The 18,788-nt window shown below is 49.3% G+C and carries 14 protein-coding genes and 1 tRNA gene; 9 read left to right on the top strand and 6 right to left on the bottom strand.

Annotated elements, in window-relative coordinates; genetic code table 11:
• Window positions 1-202 precede the first annotated feature (202 nt).
• The 3 genes from BGX12_RS09935 to BGX12_RS09945 are packed head-to-tail and all read right to left on the bottom strand — an operon-like array spanning window position 203 to window position 3,742.
• Entirely contained in the window at window positions 203-2,500 is a 2,298-nt protein-coding gene (locus BGX12_RS09935; RefSeq protein ID WP_109735915.1) for an HD family phosphohydrolase, read from the bottom strand.
• An 11-nt stretch (window positions 2,501-2,511) separates the two neighbouring features.
• Window positions 2,512-3,465: a PhoH family protein gene (locus tag BGX12_RS09940; protein ID WP_109735916.1), complete on the bottom strand. Its 954-nt coding sequence runs from the start codon at window positions 3,463-3,465 to the stop codon at window positions 2,512-2,514.
• 4 nt (window positions 3,466-3,469) lie between these two features.
• Window positions 3,470-3,742 carry a hypothetical protein gene (locus BGX12_RS09945; protein ID WP_233246354.1) on the bottom strand — a complete coding sequence of 91 codons (273 nt, stop codon included), beginning with the start codon at window positions 3,740-3,742 and terminating at the stop codon, window positions 3,470-3,472.
• Between the two features lie 192 nt (window positions 3,743-3,934).
• Between BGX12_RS09945 and BGX12_RS09950 the strand changes: the two genes are divergently transcribed.
• From BGX12_RS09950 to BGX12_RS09980, 7 genes are all read left to right on the top strand, one after another.
• On the top strand, window positions 3,935-5,284 hold the full coding sequence (locus BGX12_RS09950; RefSeq protein ID WP_109735918.1) for a Xaa-Pro peptidase family protein: 1,350 nt from the start codon (window positions 3,935-3,937) through the stop codon (window positions 5,282-5,284).
• Window positions 5,285-5,339: 55 nt separating this feature from the next.
• Window positions 5,340-8,768, top strand: coding sequence for an MFS transporter (locus BGX12_RS09955; RefSeq protein ID WP_109735919.1), 3,429 nt, complete (start codon window positions 5,340-5,342; stop codon window positions 8,766-8,768).
• Window positions 8,768-9,664 (top strand): hypothetical protein, encoded by an 897-nt coding sequence (locus BGX12_RS09960; RefSeq protein WP_109735920.1) that lies wholly within the window; start codon window positions 8,768-8,770, stop codon window positions 9,662-9,664. Before BGX12_RS09955 ends, BGX12_RS09960 begins: the two co-directional genes overlap by 1 nt.
• A gap of 68 nt (window positions 9,665-9,732) precedes the next feature.
• Window positions 9,733-9,805 (top strand) — tRNA-Arg (locus BGX12_RS09965).
• A gap of 76 nt (window positions 9,806-9,881) precedes the next feature.
• Window positions 9,882-11,519, top strand: a complete 1,638-nt coding sequence (locus BGX12_RS09970; protein ID WP_109735936.1) for a hypothetical protein — start codon at window positions 9,882-9,884, stop codon at window positions 11,517-11,519.
• 9 nt (window positions 11,520-11,528) lie between these two features.
• On the top strand, window positions 11,529-11,792 hold the full coding sequence (locus tag BGX12_RS09975; protein ID WP_109735921.1) for an XRE family transcriptional regulator: 264 nt from the start codon (window positions 11,529-11,531) through the stop codon (window positions 11,790-11,792).
• A 9-nt stretch (window positions 11,793-11,801) separates the two neighbouring features.
• Window positions 11,802-13,130 (top strand): TldD/PmbA family protein, encoded by a 1,329-nt coding sequence (locus tag BGX12_RS09980; RefSeq protein ID WP_109735922.1) that lies wholly within the window; start codon window positions 11,802-11,804, stop codon window positions 13,128-13,130.
• A gap of 313 nt (window positions 13,131-13,443) precedes the next feature.
• Here the strand turns inward: BGX12_RS09980 and lgt are convergent, their stop codons facing one another.
• Genes lgt through orn form a run of 3 tightly spaced genes read right to left on the bottom strand, consistent with a single transcriptional unit; the run spans window position 13,444 to window position 16,267 of the window.
• Window positions 13,444-14,328, bottom strand: coding sequence for a prolipoprotein diacylglyceryl transferase (gene lgt, locus BGX12_RS09985; protein WP_109735923.1), 885 nt, complete (start codon window positions 14,326-14,328; stop codon window positions 13,444-13,446).
• A gap of 25 nt (window positions 14,329-14,353) precedes the next feature.
• Window positions 14,354-15,712 carry a penicillin-binding transpeptidase domain-containing protein gene (locus BGX12_RS09990; protein WP_109735924.1) on the bottom strand — a complete coding sequence of 453 codons (1,359 nt, stop codon included), beginning with the start codon at window positions 15,710-15,712 and terminating at the stop codon, window positions 14,354-14,356.
• Window positions 15,713-16,267: an oligoribonuclease gene (orn, locus tag BGX12_RS09995; protein WP_073224691.1), complete on the bottom strand. Its 555-nt coding sequence runs from the start codon at window positions 16,265-16,267 to the stop codon at window positions 15,713-15,715. It lies immediately after the preceding gene.
• Window positions 16,268-16,453: 186 nt separating this feature from the next.
• Between orn and fabF the strand changes: the two genes are divergently transcribed.
• Together fabF and BGX12_RS10005 are read left to right on the top strand one after the other, a co-directional pair.
• A complete protein-coding gene (gene fabF, locus BGX12_RS10000; protein WP_109735925.1) occupies window positions 16,454-17,683 on the top strand; it encodes a beta-ketoacyl-ACP synthase II in 1,230 nt (409 codons plus the stop codon).
• 99 nt (window positions 17,684-17,782) lie between these two features.
• Window positions 17,783-18,739: a DUF2279 domain-containing protein gene (locus BGX12_RS10005; protein ID WP_109735926.1), complete on the top strand. Its 957-nt coding sequence runs from the start codon at window positions 17,783-17,785 to the stop codon at window positions 18,737-18,739.
• The last annotated feature ends 49 nt before the right edge of the window (window positions 18,740-18,788 follow it).

Raw genomic sequence — 18,788 nt, forward strand, 5'->3', positions numbered from 1 at the left:
GCTTGAACAACTAAACATTACCAATTTGGGGACATTCCTTTTTCAAAATTCGGAATTGCTTAAGCTTTAATCCACCCGCATAGCGGGCGGTTTTTACATCCGCCACGTTCGTGGCGGATAATCCCTAAAGGACTAACAAAAAAGCACGGCTTTCTAGCCGTGCTTTGTGATTTCCTATAGAGCCTCTATTGATGACAATGTCTTACTTCTGTCCGGGATACTTTACTCGGGTGTGATAAGTTCCGTCCAGACTGTTCAGGAAAGCCTTTTCCAACTTGGATAGATCCTTGATGGAAAGATTACTTTCGTTGAACTGGCCTTCCATGTAGCGACCTTCAATGGTCTTATGGATCATGGCTCCCAGCGCTTCCGGGGTAGTGTCTGTCATGGATCGGCTCGTTGCTTCAATAATGTCCGCCAGCATAAGAATTGCGGTTTCCTTGCTTTGGGGCTTGGGACCCTTGTAGCTGAAGTCTTCAATTTTAACTTCGATTCCCTTTTCCTTTGCGTTTTCCAGAGCCTTATGGTAGAAGAACTGGATGACAGAGGATCCATGGTGTTCCTGGATACCTGCTGTAATGAGTTCTGGAAGCTTGTAGTCGTTCTTTGCCATTGTCACGCCCTGTTCTACATGGGATACAATCAACTTGACGGACTGCAGGGGATCCAGATTGTTATGGGGGTTGATGCCTTGCTTCTGGTTTTCTGTGAAATATTCCGGGCGCATGGTTTTACCGATGTCATGGTAGAGTGCCATTACGCGAACCAGTAGGGAGTTGGCACCAATGCTGTCGGCGACCTTTTCTGCCAGGTTGGAAACCTGAATGCTGTGATGGAATGTGCCAGGAGCCATTTCGGAAATGCGCTTCAGTGCAGGACGGTTGAAGTCGGACATTTCCATAAGGGTGAGGACTGTGGTGATGCCGAAGATTTTTTCCATCAAGTGGATGAGGGCTACTGATGCAAGGGCGGTACAGATCATTACGTTTGCCGCGCCGATGATCAAATTGTGATAGAAAATGTCGAAGGAAAGACGGTTTCGGAGCAACAGCATGAGGGCAACTACCGCAGCCATGGTAATGATACCGGTGAGAATCCCCCACAGGAACTGAACTCGGTAACGCATTCTTGCGAGAGGATAGGTGGTGGCAAACATCACTGCAAATGCACAAATGCCTGCTGCCATGTCATATCCGTTAAGGATTCCAAAAATCAGGGAGGAGAATGTGGTGAATGCAAGGCCGATACGTCGGTCGTAAAGTACCGTCGCGATTACAGGGGCCAGTGCAAAAGGATAAAGCCACATGATGTCGAAGTTTTCGGATAGGAACGGAATTTCAACTTCCAGCTTGGCAATATTTCCGGAAAGGTGATGTACCAGCCAGAAAACAATCAGCTGCATGAGGGTGAGGACCATAAGGCTCCACAGCTGACGAGGATTCTTGAACATGCCGCGGGACGGTGTAAATATGAAGAACACCATAAAGAAGGAGATAATCACCACGAAAATAAGGGCGTTACCGTAAATGGCGGTAAAGGTCCTGGAATTTTCTTCACGCTGCTGTGCAATCTGGAGTGCTTCAATCTTTTCAAGAATGTCCTTGGTGACGGGAGCGCCTTGAGCCACAATTTCCATACCGCGGGGAATCATGCCCTTGTTGAGGGTCACCTTGCTGCGGGCTTCCTCGCGGCTGGCCTGAGTTTCCTTTTCCAGGTAGAAGACGTTGGGCTGGACGAACAGGAACAGGGTTTCGTAGAAGGCGGAAAGCAGTCCTTGATCTGTGGGGAAACTGTTCTGGAGCTGGGCGAAAGCTTCGTCAATGCGGCGCTGCACCGGCTGCACGTTGGCGACTTCAACAGTCACGTTCTCATTATCTTTCAGGAGTGTGATGTTGGGACGTGTATAGATGATGTGCTTGATATTCTGGGGCAGATTGTAGTTGCCGATGAAAAGCTGGAGGGCCGTTTCCGTGGGGGCGATGACCGTGTTGGAAATGCCTTTCTGCAACATTTGGTTAAATACGGAAAGCAGTGAATCGCGAGCCTTGGAATTCTGACTCAAGGGCTTAATGGCTGTTGTAGAAATGCGTTGCTTTAAGCTTTCGTAATAACGGCCAGCCTGGGTCACCTTTGTCTGGATGGTGGAGTCGGAACCCTCGACGTTGCTGGCCTGATTGATTTGGTGCTGAAGGTTTCCATACTGGGCGACTTTCTGCAGGAAGTTCTTCAGTTCGTCGTACTGGCGCTTGGATTCGTCGGAGTTGTATTCGAAGATGGCGTTGACCTTTTCGGCCGCACGATTGCGTTCCGCTTCGATTTCCTGGGCGGACTTGGGAACTTCAAAGTTGAAGGGCGCGATGATGGTTCGAGGACTTGCCTGACCCAAGTGAGGACGCTCCGCCTGGAGGGCGATGTTCTTGTCCGGAAACAGGAAAATGGCGGCGATGGCAATCAGCGCCCAACCAATGAGGAGGTGGATTTTCATCTGTTTCTTTCTCATTTTATAACTCTCTACTTGTCTTTTTGCTCGTAGGCCATCAGGATGTCCTTTACCAGGTGGTGGCGGAGAACGTCTGTGGCGGTGAAGTTAATCTGTGCAATGCCAGGGATTCCTTGAAGAATGTCCATGGCGTGGACAAAGCCGGACCTTTGCCCCTTGCCCAGGTCTACCTGGGTTGCGTCGCCGGTGATGATAGCCTTACTATAAGGACCGAGACGGGTGAGGAACATCTTCATCTGTTCGGGAGTGGTGTTCTGGGCTTCGTCCAGAATGATGAACGCGCGTTTCAGGGTGCGGCCACGCATATAGGCGAGGGGGGCCACTTCAATGGCTCCGGCTTCTTCGTAACGGCGGAGTTTTTCTGCCGGCAGGAGTTCGGACAGGCTATCCTGAATGGGGCGGAGATAGGGGGCAATCTTTTCCTTTAGGTCGCCGGGCAGGTAACCTAGGGATTCGCCAGCTTCTACAGCGGGACGTACCAGGCAGATCCGTTCTGCCTCGTGGCGTTCCAGGCTTGCGACTGCCAGGGTGACTGCCAGGAACGTCTTGCCTGTTCCTGCTGGCCCTTTGGCGAAAATCACGTCGTTCTTTTCCACTGCCTTGACCAGCTCTGCCTGTGCTGGAGTCTTTGCGAAAACGGAAACCCCAAGACGATTCCTGAAAATAGGGGTGGAAGGGATTTCTTCGCCTTGGACTTCCCCTGTCAGTTCCAGAGGTTCCAGAAGGCGCTCCACTTTCCTTGCGGTAATAGGTCTGCCGTTACGGGCGGCGATTTTTAGCTGGTCCAGTATGGCGAAGACTCCGGAAATGTTTCCATTTTCACCTGCCACGATGGTCAGACCAGGAAGTCGAGTTTGTATCTCAACGGAAAAACGGCTCTCCAGTAATCGGAAAACCGTTTCATTCTCGCCTGAAATAGTACGTTTCAGGTCGTCTGAAATTGAATAGCGCTGTACTTCGCTCATCAAATTATTCTGCGTCTTCTGCAGTAGACATGCCAAGCTTGTTCTTGGCGTCGAAGATTTCCTTACGGAGCTTGTGGTTATCTTCGTTGATAGCGGTAGCTTCCTGTTCAGTCTTCTTCAGCTTATTTTCGTCGATGACTTCCTTGGGAGGTTCCTTCTTCTTCTTGGCGGAAGACTTTGCACCACCTTCAGAGGATTCAGCAGCTACATCATCATCATATTCGTCGTCAGAACCGCCGTTAGAACCAGCGCAAGCAGTAAACATAGCAACGGTCATAGTTGCAACGATCAATTTCCAATTTTTAAAAAGAGACATTTATTCAGGCTCCATTCTAGTCTGTGATGGCTAAAATATATATAACTAAATCTTGAATAAATGTAAAATTCATAAAAAAATAGGGCTTTTAGGCCTAAAATTTGAACATTTGCCTTAAGATTGCCTAATTTTTGTGGTGCAAGAGGTGTAATTATGTCCGTTTCTCCCTATTCCCAAGTATTTCTTTCTTCCGACAACTACAATTCCAGGAAACTTTATAAGAAACGCAGGCAACAGATGATGAAGGAACTGGATTCCTTCTGTGTTTTTGCTGGAATGCCTATGGACCCGGGTGGGGAAGAGGCGTTTTCCCAGACTTTTACCCGTTTTATGCAGGAACCTGCCTTTCTGTACCTGACAGGCATTAACCAGGCTGGGTGCTATCTGCTTTTGGATCCTAGAAATGGGGATGAAATCCTGTTTGTGCCCCATAAGGATCCATTCAAGGAATTCTGGAATGGAAAGCGCCTGGGATATCTGGAAGATGACGATGAAGTTGCCAGGATTACGGGAATTGACGATGTGCGTCCTGTAGACGAACTTTTCGATACGATCATCGAAAGGGCCAGGAAGAAACCATCCTGCGGCCATGCCTATGCCTATTATTTCGAAAAATTTCCTGGGGACCATAATGATATGTTCCGTAAGGAGATGCTGAAGGCTTTGAAGGGCACTGGTGTTAAATTGAAAAGTGCTGCTCCCATTCATTGGAGGTTGCGCCTTCCGTTGGAAAAGGAACGTGTTCTGGATGCGAGAAAGGCCCAGGATGCTACGGATTTGGCCTTCAGGGAAGTTTTGGGTAAACTATCTACGCTGAAAAATGAACGTGAACTGGGACTTCTGCTGGATTATGAAATGCAGCGCCGTAGTGATGGTGACCTTGCGTTCCCCACAATCGTTGCTGGGGGTGAAAATGCCTGCTGTCTTCACTATGTGAAGAAGGATGAGCCTCTGGAAAAGGGGGAACTGGTGCTTCTTGACTTTGGGACCCGTATTGGCTCTCTTCATAGTGATATTTCCCGCACCGTTCCTGTGAATGGGAAGTTCAATCCTCTCCAGAAAATGTTGTACGAAATCGTTCTTGACGCCCAGACGGAATACCAGAAGTTTGTCCGTCCTGGAGTGTCCCTAAAGGAAATCGGCATGGTTCCCTGGGATTTTATAATGGACGCCTTGGAAGATCGTCTTGTAAAGGGAGCCAAGGGTAAGTACAAGCTGCTCTATGATAAGCGCCCCCATGGTGTAAGTCACTTTATCGGGGAGCAGATTCATGAAGGAAGTCCTGAATCTAGATCACTGGACGTGGTTCTTGAACCGGGAATGCTGATTTCTTGCGAACCAGGTCTTTATGGCGAATTTTCAGCAACCATTGGCGGGAAAAAGTACGTGGAGAAGATTGGAATCCGCATTGAAGATGATCTTCTTCTTACAAAAAATGGTTTTGAAAATATTTCGGCCAATATTCCTAAATCCGTGAAGGATTTGGAACGTCTAATACAATGATTATTTCTTTAAAAAGTTAAATTTTTGAAGAATTCAAGTTTTTACGAGGTAACTCATGTGGAAAGTTAGGGGCGCTGCTCGCTACTTTTTGTCCATCCTGGCCACTACCTTTGTACAGATGGCTGTGTTTATTTATGCCCAGAAGATTCTTTCCGGCTCCTTTGCTGATGCAACTAGCGGTCAGACCTGGCAAAATTTCATGCTGCAGATTTTCTTCATCGCGCCTTATGTGGTGATGGTCTTTTTTGCGGGCTTTTTCACCAATAAGTTTTCCAAGAATAAGGTACTTGCCTGGTCCTCTTTGCTGATGACTGCATTCATTATTGCCCAGTCTGTGTTGGTCACATGTGGTTGCCCTCGAGTGGCATTCTGGCTTTCCATCGGCTTGAGTTGCGGCTTTGCCATTCATAGTGCAGCCAAGTACGGAATCCTTAAGGAAATGTTCGGTGTCCGTAATCTGAGTTATGCCAACGCTTTTCTCCAGATTTTCAGCCTGATTGGCTTGATTTGTGCTTCCTGGTTTGTAATTGTGGGTGTGAACCTGATTGATGTTTCCCAGCTTAAGAATTACGAAGCGGTTCATCGCCTTACTTCTCATTCTGTTGTCATTCCTTGGATTGTGACTGGTATTAGCGTTCTTGGCACCATTGCAAGTTTCTTGGTTCCCAAGGTCAAGTATGAAAATAAGAACGTCAATCTATCCAAGGTGAAGAAACATCTGAGTCTTGGTTGGCGCGTTCCTACTCTCCGAGCATCCATTATCGCCCTTTCCATGTTCTGGGCCCTGGCCCAGGTGTTCGTGCTGATGTTCCAGGATGTATCTGGATCTCATACGATCAACATGATTAGCACTTCCATGCCCTTTGCTGTGGCAGGCCTAATGGTGGGTGCTATTTTTGCTGCATCTCGCTCTAAGGACTTTATTGAAACGGGCTTTATTCCCATGGGCATGATTGGCGTATCCCTGTGCATGTTCTTTGTCCCGTTCCTCATAAATCCCTTGGCCTTGATTGTGCTTTATTCCTTGACTGGATTCTTTGGCGGTATATTCCTGGTGCCGGTAAATGCCCTGCTCCAGTATAACACCCGTCCTAATAATTCCGGCTCCGTTCTTGCCTTTGCGAACTTGATCCAGGCTGTTGTCCTGATCGTATTCCTGTTCTTGTTCTCCTTTATGGTGCATTACACGGATATTCGTCCTCAGCGCTATTTCCTTGGAATCGCCATTATTTCTGCGGTCGTGTTCTTCTGGACCATTTCCAACCTGCCTCAGGCTCTGCTTCGTTCCATGCTGAAGCTTGTGTTCAACCGCTATCGTATTCGCGTTCATGGGGTGCAGAACATTCCTAACGAAGGACCGGTGCTTTTAGTTGGTAACCATCATAGCTTCATTGACTGGGCCATGATTCAGATGGCTTCTCCTCGCGCCCTTTGCATTGCTAGCAATAAAGACCATTTTGAACGTTGGTATCTGCGTGCAATCCTAAAGCGTCTGGGGATGATCCGTATTGACAATCGTCATCCGGCTGTCGCCATGGAAAAAATCCATGAGGCGCTCCTTGCCGGGAACGCCGTGGTGATTTTTCCTACGGGTGAAGTGTCCAAGTCCCCTCATGTGGAACCGTTCAACATTGACTATTCCAAGGCTGTTGAAGGAACCGATGCCTCCATTATTCCCTTCTACATTCAGGGCCTTTGGGGAACGAACTTCAGCTACAGCGGCTCCGATATGTTTGGCGCCTCTTCTGACCGTGCCGTGACGGTTGCCTTTGGCGAACCTATTCCCGCAACCACACCTCCTAACGAGGTTCGCGCCATTGTCCGTAAGGTTTCTATCGATGCCTGGAAGTATGCCGTGGACTTTACCCGCCCCATTGCGGAATCCTGGATCCGTACCTGCAAGAGGTACGTGAAGAATGGTCCTGCGATTTACAGTCCCGATGGTGGACATTTGTCTGGCTACAAGCTGATGGGTGCCGTTATGGCCTTCAGATGCCTTTTGAAGAAGAAGCTGGGCAAGAAGGAACAGAATGTTGGCATTATGCTTCCGCCGAGCCCTGCAGGTGTGATTGTGAACCTGGCTCTCTGGGTCATGGGCAAGACGAATGTGAACTTGAACTATACCTCCTCTGTGGATAACGTAAAGTTCTGCTGCGAGAGGGCTGATGTAAAGACGATAATTACAAGCCGTCAGTTTGTGGAAAAGCTGAAAGGTCGCGGTAACGATTTTTCTCAGGTGGCAAGCGACAAGGTACGTTTGTTCTATGCGGAAGACCTCATGAAGGAAATTCCCAAGGCAAAGATCGCTTTCTTCCTGGTCCTTTGCGTAATGATGCCGTCCTGGGTGATTCGTATGGTGTTCTGCAAGCGAACCTCTATGGATGACAATGGTGTGATCGTGTTCAGTTCCGGTTCCGAAGGTACGCCTAAGGGGGTTGAACTGACTCAGCGCAACCTGATGGGTAACATCCAGCAGCTGGCTTGTATCTTGAATGTGAGCCGTGGCGATGTGATGCTTTCTGAACTTCCGTTGTTCCATAGCTTTGGCTTGACGGTGACGACCTTGCTGAACCTTACGGAAGGTTGTCCCATTGTGGCTGTTGCTGACCCGACGGACGTGAAGACCATGGCCCGCGTCTGCTGCGAATTCCATGTGACATTGATGGTTGCTACCCCCACATTCCTGCGCGCCTTTACGGTTAGCCGTTATGTGCATCCCCTGGTGTTTAAATCCGTGCGCCTGATTATCGCCGGCGCAGAAGCCATGCGTCCGGAATTGTCTACCGCATTCCGCTTGAAGTTCGGTATTGAAGTTCTTGAAGGTTATGGCTGTACCGAAACTGCTCCGGTGGCTTCTACCAATACGGAAAACACCTTGATGAATGACTATACCACTCTGCAGGTCAATAACAAACCGGGCACTGTGGGTCCTGCGCTTCCGGGTACCCAGTTCCTCATTGTGGATCCGGATACTAACGAACCGTTGCCCACGGGTGAAGCTGGTATGATTCTCATTGGTGGCTGCCAGGTAATGAAGGGCTACCTGAAGGATCCGGATCGAACCAACAGCGTGATTGTCATGAAGGATGGCATCCGTTATTATCGTACGGGTGACAAGGGGTATCTGGACCAGGATGGATTCCTTACTATCGTGGACCGCTATAGCCGCTTTGCAAAGTTGGGCGGTGAAATGGTTAGCCTGGGTGCTGTAGAAAAGAAAATTCAGGATACCAAGGTCCTCGAGGGCCTAGACTATCTCGTTACTACAGTTCCTGATGCGGCGAAGGGCGAAAAGATTGTCCTTCTGTATCAGGGTGAAATGGAATCTAAACAGCTCCTTTCTGAACTTCGTGCAAACGATTTCCCGCCTATTATGCTTCCGTCTGCAGCGTTCCCGGTGGAAAAGGTTCCTAAGCTGGGTACAGGAAAGGCAGACTTTACCGCCGCCAAGAAATTGGCTCGAGAATTGATGGGGATTAAGTAGTGAAAGGTTTATCGCCCATAAGAACAGCTCGTGTAATTGCCGGTGCATTCGCCATTTCCGGTGGAATTCTGCTGACCGTATGTCTGTTGCTCCAGAAGTTGCTGGACTTTTTGCCCATGGCTCAAGGGATGGTTCATGATGGCCTGGCCTTGTATAACAGTTTCTCTGGCCGCCTTGCAGTGTCAAACATTGCCGGCCATAAGGAACTGCTGGACCAGCTGAACAACATGAAGCAATTGCTGCCTTCCGATGCTTTGGTGGGAACCGTCAACTTGGTTCTTGTCGTCCTGATGGTGGTGGCGGCAATTATTCTCGTTGTCGCCTTGGTGGGCTTGATTCGCCCCTCCCTGATGATTTCGGTGATGCTGAAGTTGAAACTTCTTTCTGTGATGGATGAGAACGGCAAGGAAGAAGTGGATAACGGCATTGCCGTCATGATGGAAAAGCTTGGAAATGTACGGCTGAAGACTTTGGCAATTCCTGCGGCAATTGTGGCAGGAATCGTCGCGGTTGGCTTTGGCATCTATGGTATATCCAGACTATGTGAGAAACCTGCCGAAGAACTGGTCCTTGACCTGGAGCAGAAAGCTACGGAATATGTGACCACCCAGAAGGCTTTCTTTGGAAAGAACAAGAGGGTTGGCTATGCCAAGGATTTGGAAATCCCTGAAGTTGTGGAAACCGATGTTTTTGAATACAACATAATGGGAAATAAGTTTGTCGCAACGAACCGTATTGATCTGAATGGTTGTACCAAGGGGAATACCTGGACCATATCCTCTTATGCTGACGGGGTGTTCTCCAAGGAACTGAAATTCTCCAGAAAGCCTCCCCAGGATTCCAGTTGCATCAAGCTGCTGCCGGACTTTAAGAACGTAGGTCGCAGGAAGCGTTGACGGCAAGGAAATCTTTTCTATATTTGCTCCCGCTTACGATATAGACAGACATCTATAAAGTAGTTGTTGCCTGGATAGTTCAGTTGGATAGAACGGGTCCCTCCTAAGGATCAGACTCGCGTTCGAATCGCGATCCGGGTATTTTAAAGCTCGCTTAGTGCGGGCTTTTTTTTTGACTGGAATTTCTTGCTTGCGGATTTATTACTACTTTGTGGATGTGAATAAGAAATACGTCGCCTTTATTGTTTTTTTCTCTGTGCTTCTGCTGTTGCCGTTTATGGTACAGACCGTGGCTGACTTGCGTGGGGAAAAACGTTTTGTTTCCTTCGATATTTTCAAGGATGCGGTCTACACGCCCTTTAAGCGTGAGTCGTCCCTGAATGAGGGGGCGGCTAAGCTTGATGAGGCTTGGCGTAATGCTCGTGAAGCGATTGCCGGCGGAAAGGATGCTGCTGAGGCTTTGGAACCTGTTGTTTCTGCATTGTCTGACCTGGAAGCTGTCGCCTTGACGGTGAATGGTTATGCTCAGCTGGACTCCGCTGAAGCGGACTACAAGTTACTGAAAAAGGCGGATACCTTACTAGCCTCCTTGGAAGATGAACCAGAAAGCTTCCCTCAGGTGGATAGCTGCCTAAAGTCTGTGATTGGCAACTTTAGTGAATATTCCCTGAGTCGAGCATTCCATGGTATTAAGCATTATGGCGTCTGGCAGGGAAGCTATTTGCGTGCATTTGAAAAGAAAGTGGAAGATGAAAACGCCTTGGTCCTGGCCTTGCGCCCCAAGTATCAACTGGCGGTGTGGAATCTTTTTAGTGATCCTGGAGAAAAGGTTGTCCTGGGACATACGAATCGGGATGATGACCGCTGGCTTTTCTATAGACAGGATGTTGAATTTCTGGTACAGCCGTCCCCCTTCGATGTTCGAGCCGCCAAGCTCGACAATCCGGTGGTTGCCATTACCAAGTTCCGCGACCAGCTGAAGGCCAAGGGCGTGGAACTGCTGGTGGTTGTGGTGCCGGGCAAGCCCTCCATCTATCCGGAACGTCTTACGGGAAATGACGGGATCCATCCGGTGATGGCAGGCGGTGATTATCGCGGTCACGGCAAGATGATTCTGGATACGCTCTCTTCCCTCGGATTTAATACCGTAGACCTTTACACCCCGCTGTGGAAAGCCAAGTCTGACGATAGCAAGCTGGGTGCGCTCTACCTGAATGATGATACCCACTGGACGCCTCGTGGCGCAGAACTTGCTGCTCAGGTCATCTCCGAAAAAGTCAAGCAGATGGGGGAGGCTGGCCTGGATCTTGGCGCCGCCAATATGGATTACGTTACCGCAGATAGCCTGGCGGACCGTATGGGTGATATCGGGGAAATGAGTGGCTTGAACAAGCATGATGTTTTCAAGATCCAGCAGGTGACTGGTCTTGTAGTTTCACAGCAGACTGTTACGGAACGAACAATCCCGCGTCAGGAATCTGTCGTCACGGATCCTGCTACGGTTGCAACTGCAGATTCCTCCGCTCAGGTTGCTGCTGACTCCGTGGTGTACGACACCTCTAGCGTACCTTTTAAGGATGATTTCCGCAAGTCCAGGATTTTGATCCTCGGGGATAGCTTCAGCCGAATTTACCAGACGGACGCTCCGGTGAACGCTGGCTGGATTGCCCATTTTGCAAAGAACATGAGTCGTCCTGTGGCAAGTATTGTGAGCGATGGCGGGGCAAGTACCTTGGTCCGCGAAAAGCTGGCTCGTAAGGCTGGTGTACTTAAGGGCAAGAAACTCCTTATCTGGGAATTTGTGGAACGTGACCTGCGCTTCGGTGCCGAAGGCTGGAAGGACGTTAATTTTTAAGAGGTTTGTATGGCAAGACATGGTACTCCCACTCCGGGACAGGCAATTTTGGAAGGTATTGAGTGGCTCAAGATGGACAAGGCTGAATTTGGCCGCCGTCTTGGAGTGACTCCCGAAGTTCTGGAAGGCCTTATTGCTGGCACCCAGACCATTACTACCGAAATTGCTGCTGCTCTGGAATCCGTGACTGGAAGTCCTGCAGCGTATTGGAAAATGTTGGAACGCAAATCCCGTCGCGCCTCTGCTGAAGCACAACCCTCTGAAAACGTTTAGAAGATTGCTATGAATATTATTGAAGCCGTTTCCTACATGTGTGACCTGGCCAAGGGCCAGGCTGAACAGTTTGACGTAATCGCAAGCACCTCTCATTCCGAAGGCTTGTCCGTTTTTCAGGGCAAGGTCCAGAATACTGAAATTTCTGATTCCGTTGGCCTGGGTGTCCGTGTGATTAAGGATGGCCATCCGGGTTACGCCCATACGGAACGTCTGACCAAGGATGCAATCGCCCAGACCTTGAAGGATGCCCTCTGCCATACTCAGTGGACAGAAGCAATTGATATTCAGTTGCCCTCTGCAGTGGATATCCCGGAAACTTACCCCAACTACAATCCGGCATTGGAATCCTTGAATCTGCAGCAGATGAAAGATTTCTGTATTGAACTGGAAAAGCAGACTTTTGCAAAATCCAAGGAAATCGAAAACATTCCTTATCTGGGCGCAGACATGAATACCGCATCTTCAGTCATTGCGAACAACACTGGCCTCATGTACAAAGGTAAGTCCAACTATGCCGCAGTAGGCGCTGGCGCTGTTGCGTCTCGTGATGGCGTCAAGAAGCTGGGCAATTACGTGAAGTCCGGTCGTGACTGGAATGAATTTTCCCTGGATGAAGTTGCGTCCAAGGCTGCAGAATATGCAACGGAACTGTTTGGCGCCAAGAAGATTGAAGGCGGCAAGATTCCGGTGGTGTTCTCCGAACGAATTTCCGCACGCATTCTTGGGATGTATACATCACCCTTCATTGCGGAAGCCATGCAGAAGGGGCAGTCACGCCTGGCTGGTAAGGAAGGCGAAAAGATTGCAGGCGAAAAGTTCTCCATCATTAATGATCCTATGGGGGACATGTTTGTCCATAAGATTCGTTTTGACTCCGAAGGCTGTGTTGCCAAACGTGTGGAAGTGGTAAAGGATGGTGTGTTCACTAGCGCGCTGTACAATCTGGAAACCGCAGCGAAGGCTGGCTGTGAAACTACTGGTAACGGCTCCCGTGATTTCGGTAGCAAGATGGGTACCTGCTTTAACAACTTGCTGGTTCCGCCGGGAACGATGACTACCGCAGAACTTCTGAAGCTGTTCCCCAAGTGCCTGCTGGTGGTTCGCCTGGAAGGTGGTTCTGGTTGTAATTCCATTAGTGGCGAACTCTCTATGGGCGCTCATGGTTTCTGGTGCGAAAATGGCGTTATCCAGCATCCGGTGGATGGCGTTACCTTGAGTGGAAATATCTTTGACATCTTCCAGAATATAGTGGAAGTGGGGAACGAATACAAGGACAAGTTCAGCAGTTACCAGGTACCCGCTCTCGCAATAAGTGAACTGAGTGTAAGCGTTTAATCGCGCCAATTTGACGTTTACTTCGTTGATTTAGGACTATTTCCGTTTTTTTCGGGAAATAGTCCTTTCTTTTTTTGCTTGCCTGGAGACAGGGAAGGACTAATTTGCGCGATTTTTTCTTTTAGTCCTTTGCGCAGTCGAACGACGAAGGACTAAATCGCTTGAAATGTTCTTTTAGTCCTTGTGGCCTCATGAAACAAAGGACTAAATCCTTCAAATTCTGCTCTTAGTCCTTCGCCCCTGAAAAAAAGAAGGACTAACTTGCTCTAAACGGCTTGTTAGTCCTTCTTTTTCAAAAACTGTAGCGAAAATGCTATTTCCCGGGCGTTGTATCTACGTTCCTGCGCTTCTTTCCGCGGTAGATTAGCACAATCATCCAGATGATGCCGGCGAGGATCATCAAGCTGCAGAGGGTCTGGCCGCGGCTCATGCCGAACAGATCGTTACGTCCCAGGTGTGCGTCAGATTTGCGGAAGAATTCAATAAAGAAACGGAAAAGACCATACCCCATCAGGTAGAGGCAGGGCATCTTGTCCTTCAGGAATTGAACCTTACGTAGGTTGTATAAAATCACGAACAGGACAATTCCTTCGAATGTCATTTCGTAAAGCTGGCTGGGATGGTGGAGAATCGGATTTTCAACAAAACTGTCGTGAGCCATGGGGAACCACATGCCGATAGGACTGGTGGTCACTTCGCCATAAAGTTCACCATTGATAAAGTTGCCGAATCGTCCCCAGGTGTAGGCGAGGGGTGCTACCATGAATGCGACATTCAGACCTTTCCATACGTCCATCTTGTTTCGCTTGAGACCGATGAATGTAAAGATGATTCCAAGAATGAGACCGCCATGGTAACTCATGCCGGCAATACCTGTAAAGTGGAAACCTAGGGCGTCGTGACTTACAGGAAGAATAATCTCGGAAGGATTTGCCAGGTAGTAGCCCGGCTTGTAGAAGAATACGTAACCAAGGCGAGCGCCGATGATGATACCTGCAATAATCCAGGTGAAGAGGCTGTCGATCTGGTCCTTGGTGAAGCCGATCTTTTCCTTCTTGTTCACGTAAGTATATGCTGCGTATGCGGTGGCAAAGGCAAAAATGTACATGACGCCATACCACTTTACTTCAAAGCTACCTAAGGCAAAGGCGGTGCCATCCATGTATGTGGGAATCAAGTTCCACCAGGATAAATCCATGTTCTACTCCTATAGTCCTTCTAAATTACTTTTTTTCGTTGCCCCAGAGAGCCTGGTGTGCCCAGTAGTTGATGACCATTGCGGATACCTGGGTTGTGGGCTGGGGGCGGATGCCCTGAGGGTCGTAAACCTGCATGACCACCAGGATGATTGCCTTGTTAGGGTCATCCTTGGATTGTGCGAATCCCATGAACCAGTCGTATCTTCCGTAAGGATCCTTGCCGTCCAGGGAACCGGTCTTACCGCCGATGTTCAGGGCGTTGTAATTCTTGCGGGCCATGTGTCTTGTGGAAATGTTCTTGCGGGCGGTTCCGTGGGTGACGGAACGGATCATGGCCTGACGAAGTCCGTAGTAGGTGTTTTCGCTAAACTTGCCAACGTCCAGTGCCAGACGGCTCTTGGGGGCGAAACCATCCAGGTTTGTGGCCCAGGGAATTTCCAGAGGCTTTTTCATGAGGATGGCGCGGACCTGTGCTGCTGCCTGCAGGGGAGACAAGGTGGTGGCGTCCGTAAAGCCGCATGCCACTTCCGCAAGGCCATAGCCCGTATCAGGCGGAGCGTAGTTAGACCTGTTGGGCAGACTTCCCGGGAAGTTCATGTTGTAGCCCAAGTTCTTTGCTGCTGCCTTCAGTCGGCTAGCCCCTATATTCAGGCCGATAATGCCCAGGGGCGGGTTGTAGGAGTGGGCGTAGGCATCCTGCATTTCTGCGGTGGGACCCTTGTAGTTTTCGGGAACGCGAAGCTGGTTCTTGTACAGGTGATGTGCTCGACCTATTAGCGGGATGGGAGTATTCAGCGAGTAACGGTTGCTTTCCATGGCCGCTGCGATGGTCACAGTCTTTGCCAGGGAGGCGGCAGGGAAGGTGTTACGGATCAGATAGTCCGGTTTGCTCTGGACGACTCCGTCCTTCTGTTCACCCCAGGCGATGATTTCGTTGCTCTTGGCGTCCACAACCAGAACCATGGCGTGCTGGGGCTTAAAAGACCTGAGCATATTGTCGATTTTTTCTGCCAGGAATGGGTTCTTCTGATTTTTAATATGCGTATAGTCGATAACCTCTTGTTTTTGAGGTTCCGTATTGGAGGACGCGGTTTCTGCAGGTCTCTCGGCGGCAGTGGGCGTGGGGTTGTCCTGATCGATGGCGGATTCCTCGGCCGCGGTTACGGGAGTGGCGGAAGTGTCTTCCTGCTCTTCCATGGCCATGGCGGTCATCTGTTCTGTGGTGGGTTCCTCTGCTACGTTGGGATTTTTACCGTTGGAAGATAGGCATGAGCCGATTCCTGTGCAAAGAAGGACGAAAACAAAAATGGCTAAAGCGCGGTTACGCATGCGGGCCGCATGGGAAATCTGCTTTTTGGGTTCGATATAGGGCTTGAGGGACATTTAAATACGTTCTTTGAAGATTGTCTTGCGGTAGTATTCCAGTTCTGCAATGCTTTCGCGGATATCATCCAGTGCCTGGTGGCGTTCCATTTTCTGGAATTCGGGCAGGTTCGGATACCAGCGGAAAGTCAGTTCCTTGATGGAGCTTACGTCGATATTTCGATAGTTCAGCCATTCGGAAAGTTTGGGCATGTACTTATAGATAAAGCGTCTGTCCTGGGTAATGGAGTTCCCGCAAAGCAGGTTGCCGCCTTTTTCTGTGTAAGGCTTGATCAGGTCCAGAACCATCTTCTCGCAGTCAGCGACGGTCAGTTTCGACTTGCGGCAGCGATCCACCAGACCACTTTGGGTGTGATGTCGCTTGTTCCAGTCGTCCATGCCTTCAAAAACATTTTCGGGCTGATGTACGGCAAGAACCGGTCCCTCGGTAATCACCTTGAGATTTGGGTCGGTCACGATGGTGGCCACTTCAAGGATTACATCCTTGTCGGGGTTGAGACCTGACATTTCAAGGTCTATCCAGACGAGATTGGGGGAACTTTTCCATCTTACCATAGTGCGGCAAATTTAGCTTTTTTGATGAAAAAGACTGATTTCCCATGCCGTTCGTCAGCCTTTTTAGCCCTTTTATCAAAAACTTACATTTTGTATACATTAAAACACTTTAATGTAAGTTCTTTGTTTGCTATATTTGGCGCAGCTAAAACAAACTAATAATCTCAACATTTGGGTTAAGAAATTATGGAAGAAGTTGTAATCACTGGTATGGGCTGCGTTTCTGCCCTTGGCAACACTCCCGACCTTCTCTGGGACAACCTCCTGGCTGGTAAGTCCGGTATCACTCCGATTACTCGCTTTGATGTTACCAATTTCACCACCAAGTTCTCTGCCAGCGTCAACGAATTCGTTGCAGACGAATACTTCTCTGCTCGCGACCAGTCTCGCTATTCTCGCAGCATCCAGTATGCCGTTTATTCCGCATACAAGGCTCTTGCTAATGCTGGTGTTGACCCTGCTGCTGAAGATCCGAGCCGCGCCGGTGTGATTATCGGTTCCGGTATCGGTGGCATGAAAATCTATACCGACACTTGCGTTGCCTATGCAACTCGCGGTCCTAGCCGTGTGTCTCCGTTCTTCATCCCTATGGCAATTACTAATATGCCTGCTGGTGAAGTTTCCAACCGTATCGGCTGGATGGGCCCCTGCTTCGCAGTGACCTCCGCTTGCGCTACTTCCAACCACGCCATTGCCGCTGCATACGACGCCATTCGTCTTGGCCGTGCAGATATCATGCTGGCCGGTGGTGCTGACGAAACCGTTAACGAAGTTGCTGTTGCTGGTTTCTGCTCCATGAAGGCTCTTTCCAAGCGTAATGACGACCCGACCACCGCTTCCCGCCCCTTCGATGTTGATCGTGACGGTTTCGTGATTGGTGAAGGTGCCGGTGTTCTCGTTCTCGAAAGCCTTTCTCACGCTCAGAAGCGTGGCGCAAAGATCCTCGCTCGCGTTGCTGGCGTTGGCATGAGCGCAGATGCTCACCACATGTCCGCTCCCCGCGAAGATGGCGAAGGCGTTCGCATGGCTATCGAAATGGCTCTCCGTGATGCAAAGATCGCTGCTTCCGACGTTGGCTACGTCAACACCCACGGTACTTCCACTCCCCTTGGCGACGTTGCTGAATGCTCCGCTCTTGAAAAGGTCTTCGGTCTCCGTGATACCCTCAAGATCAACTCCTCTAAGTGCATGATCGGTCATGCTCTTGGTGCTGCTGGTGCTCTCGAAGCAATCATCACCATCAAGTCCCTCCAGAACCAGATGATTCACGCTACTACCAACGTGTTCAACCAGGACGAACGCATCCACTTCGACGTTTGCGCCAACAAGAACACTGCACATAGCTTCAAGTATGCTATGTCCGATGGCTTCGGTTTCGGTGGTCACAACAGCGTCGTGCTCTTGGCTAAGGATTAATAGATCGAAATCTCGAGCTTCATGAAGAAACTTCCGACATTGTCGGAGGTTTCTTTTTTTATCTAGAAAAACCGCATCAAGTTTCTATATTTGCTCTCCATGAAGATCTTGTCCAAAACGTTGCTGGCATCCACGCTATTGTCTGCGGGATTGGCTCAGGCTGATAATTTCCTGGGACCCCTTACCTGGCGAGATTCCACCTGGGATTATCGTTCTGAAGATCCTCAGAATATCCAGGCTGAAGTTTCCGTACCTAAGCTTTCTGCAGTGATTGGCTTGACTGCAGCTGTTTATGGTGCTGCCTATGGCTTTGTTTTTGCAAAGGGCTGGTGGGACGAAGAAGGCAATGATTTCCACTTCGAGAATGATTTTGATTATGCCCTCAACTTGGATAAGCTGGGGCATTTTGCATCTGGGGTGCTTCTTGGCGAAATTTTTTACGAAGGTTACCGCTGGGCAGGAATTTCCGAATTCCGTTCCTACTTGTTTGCAGGTCTGTCTGCTGTATCCACCCATATTGCCATTGACGTAAAGGATGGGTACGCGCCAAAGTGGGGCTTCAGTATTTTTGACGTGCTATCGGGATCTCTAGGGGGCTTCTTGCCCATGGCGGAACGCTATGTGCCCCTGTTCAAGTACGTGGATCTCAAATGGAGCTACTGGATTAATTCAAATGCCTATTATGACCAGGAACACGATGCTTCTGGCGGTGGAATCTTTACGGATGACTATGTGAACCAGACTTTCTGGGCATCATTCAAGCCTTATCGTATGTTGCCTGCTTCCGTTCGGAAGTATTATCCCAGTTGGCTTGCTGTTGCGGCTGGACTTAGTATTGACGAAGGCGTGTTCACCAAGGAATATAAGCATCATCATAGATCTGTTGCTCATAGGGAAGTCTATATTGCTTTGGACTATGATCTGGAAGCCTTTAGACCCCAAAGTCGCTGGGCTAGAACCCTCATTAAGTACCTGAATTACATTAAGTTTCCTGCTCCCACCGTGCAGGTTTATCCTGACGTGAAGTGGTTCCTACTTTATCCTATCAAGTTCTAATTTTTTTTGTTTTTAAAGAAAAATCCATAAAAAAGGCCCCGCTTTACAG

Origin of the sequence: Fibrobacter sp. UWR4 (assembly GCF_003149045.1) — a bacterium.
Lineage (GTDB): Bacteria > Fibrobacterota > Fibrobacteria > Fibrobacterales > Fibrobacteraceae > Fibrobacter.